We start from the raw sequence: 325 nt of genomic DNA on the forward strand, positions 1-325 counted from the left end.
GTAAAATGCGACGACGGCCAAATTTATCTGCCAACCGTCCTGCAGTAAACGCACCGATAGCACAACCTATGAGCATACTCGATACGTTAAAACCTGTGCCTACGCTGCTGGAACCAAATGCTGTTTGTAGGCCATCGACGGTGCCATTTATTACACCACTATCAAAGCCAAACAAAAACCCGCCAATCGTTGCAGCAAAGCAAACCATGACAATTAAAAGTACATTCTCTTTATTGTTCATAAGTATCCATATTGTGTGTTGTTGTTCTTCTTATAGAAATTTTGAATAAAAGCTGGTTGAAACTTTATTTGATATAGCTCGACT

At 40.0% G+C, this 325-nt stretch carries 1 protein-coding gene; it reads right to left on the reverse strand.

What is annotated here, in order from left to right; translation table 11 throughout:
• Positions 1-241, reverse strand: a 241-nt coding sequence (locus tag SB756_RS28855) for an MFS transporter (RefSeq protein ID WP_410912944.1), incomplete at its 3' end; no start/stop codon positions are given.
• Between the last annotated feature and the right edge of the window lie 84 nt (positions 242-325).

This window comes from Pseudomonas sp. SIMBA_068, assembly GCF_046534705.1.
In the GTDB taxonomy this organism is placed as follows: Bacteria; Pseudomonadota; Gammaproteobacteria; order Pseudomonadales; family Pseudomonadaceae; genus Aquipseudomonas; species Aquipseudomonas putida.